This window comes from Lewinella cohaerens DSM 23179 (assembly GCF_000379805.1).
Taxonomy (GTDB): domain Bacteria; phylum Bacteroidota; class Bacteroidia; order Chitinophagales; family Saprospiraceae; genus Lewinella; species Lewinella cohaerens.
On sequence record NZ_KB903597.1, the window covers coordinates 1 to 2,242 of the forward strand.

Consider the following 2,242-nt stretch of genomic DNA (forward strand, 5'->3'; position numbering starts at 1 on the left):
CGTTTTTCGGGCAAGCCCGTGTGGCACAAGCTTCTCCGCTGCGCTACGAACCTCGTACAACACGGGACATGCGGAAATTCAAAAATTTTTTCGGCGCAGCCGAAAATTTCCGAACTTCGCATGTCCCGAAAAACGTTCTACGCCATTAAAATGATATAGTTTATGTTAGATGTAATTAAGAATTATCTTACTAGCGAGATCGATGAGTACGGATTATTAATAAACGGTGAATGGGGTTCAGGTAAGACCTTTTTTATCGAGAATACTTTAGCCCAAGACATAAAACCTCTAGAAATATTCTATTTCACTGTAAATGGGGTAAGCTCTACAGCTGAATTACATCGGACAATTGTATCCAAAGCAATTACAAATCACCTGAAATTAGATAGTTTCCTGTCATTTGGAACCAGGGCTGGGAAGGTCATTAAAGGTATGCCTAAAGTGGTAGCCGTACTAGACTCACTCAGTTTTTCGGATTTTCACTTTCCAGATAAGGTTATTGTCATCATTGATGATTTAGAGAGAATTGCAGATTCTTATTCTTACAGACAATTATTCGGATACATTAGTAGGACTTTTTTAAAGAATCCGAAGTTCAAGACTATAATAATTGGTGATATAAGCCGACCGAGGATAGAAGGTTCGGAATTTAGAGTAATAAAAGAAAAGTACATTAAGTGGATTGTAGATTTTGAGTCTGATTTTGACACTGTTTTAGATACAATGCTTACGAAATATAAGGATGAAGAGAAATTTTCAGATTTTATAGTAGAAAATAAGTCGGCGGTCCAATATCTTTTTAAGAGGCATAAGATCAAAAATTACAGGACGCTTGCTTTTTTTCTGGAAGTCTGCGTAACAGCGAGTAATACCTTCTATGATAAGTTTAATGAGTTATCTAAATCTATACTTCTTTTCATTTTTATATTTTCGATCGAATATAAGTTAGGACGTACAAGTCAGTTTAAAAGTCCAGCACATTTACCGCAGCAAGTGAAAAGATCGGGCGGAGATAGCTTTCTCTTTTCTGAAATTGTTTTTGAGAGAATCAATAAGATGACAGGAGCTGTTGAAGAGACACCACAAGAGAACGATCAGCCCCCTAGTACCTTAGATGTATTCATAAAATCATTTGAAAGCTACTTTAAGGAAGATCCTAATGATGAGATTGGTTACAAAGGAGAATATCACTTTTTTGAATCTCTTTACACATATGTCACGACTGGAAAACTTGACAAAACAGCCTTTGTTGCTGAGTGTGAGTCTCTCGCAAATCATCGTAAAAGAAGTCAAGAAGAAACGGTAAGAGAACAAATCGATGAAGATGTTGTCACCATAACAAGATATAAGACACTATCTTTTGTAGAATTATCGGAGGCAATAAATCGATTTCTTGAGAAACTAGAGGGACTAAATATTGCAGATGCAATCAAAGGGTTTAACTTTTTATTCTTCTTTTCAGAATCTGGGATGATTACAACACAAAGTACTGAAGAATTAGAGCAAATATTCAGGAATTATTTAAATGATTATTCGTTTGAGGAAGGATTGAGTTTACAACAAAAGACGAAAGGAATCAATTTTAGAATGCTTGGTCCTTCAATGTGGGAAGAACGCCAAGATGTCTATAATAATTTACTTGAAAGATACAATGCTTATAAGAACGTCCTGAAAAGACAGAATGCGGAGTTAAAACTAGAAGGGTGGGGAAATAATATGATTCTTGACATCAAGATTGTGTTTAGTTTCTGTACTGCTGATCAAATTGCAGATCGGGTTATTCAGTTACTCAATAATCGAGACTTGATCGAACAACTTGAAGGAGAATTTGATGCCGAATTTAATTATTCAAATGTGCGCCAACATTACTTTCACTTACTTCAAAAATTAGAAAGGTTGAGTGAAAGGTTTGGGGAGGTTTTGGATGAGAATTCAGCGGATAGGATAGATCTGTTCTTTTTGAGGTCGTTTAGGGCAACTATTGATGCTGTAATTGAGAAATTAAGGCCGGCGTAGAACTTAGCCTTTGCGACAAGCCTCGTGCCTCGGCCTGCGCCAAGGCCCGAGTTGCCCAAGATACTCCGCTGCGCTCCGCATCTTGGGCAACGTTTTTCGGGCAAGCCCGTGTTGCACAAGCTTCTCCGCTGCGCTACGAACCTCGTACAACACGGGACATGCGGAAATTCAAAAATTTTTTCGGCTGCGCCGAAAATTTCCGAACTTCGCATGTCCCGAAAAACGT

At 37.9% G+C, this 2,242-nt stretch carries 1 protein-coding gene; it reads left to right on the forward strand.

All coding sequences use genetic code 11. The features are described from left to right. Positions 1–162 precede the first annotated feature (162 nt). Complete coding sequence (locus A3EU_RS0125670; RefSeq protein ID WP_020539054.1) at positions 163–2,016, forward strand: P-loop NTPase family protein; 1,854 nt, start codon at positions 163–165, stop codon at positions 2,014–2,016. Positions 2,017–2,242: the final 226 nt, after the last annotated feature.

Bases quoted from the DNA above. Each gene is read 5' to 3' on its own strand.
- A3EU_RS0125670 (WP_020539054.1), top strand. From the start codon at position 163: ATGTTAGATGTAATTAAGAATTATCTTACTAGCGAGATCGATGAGTAC.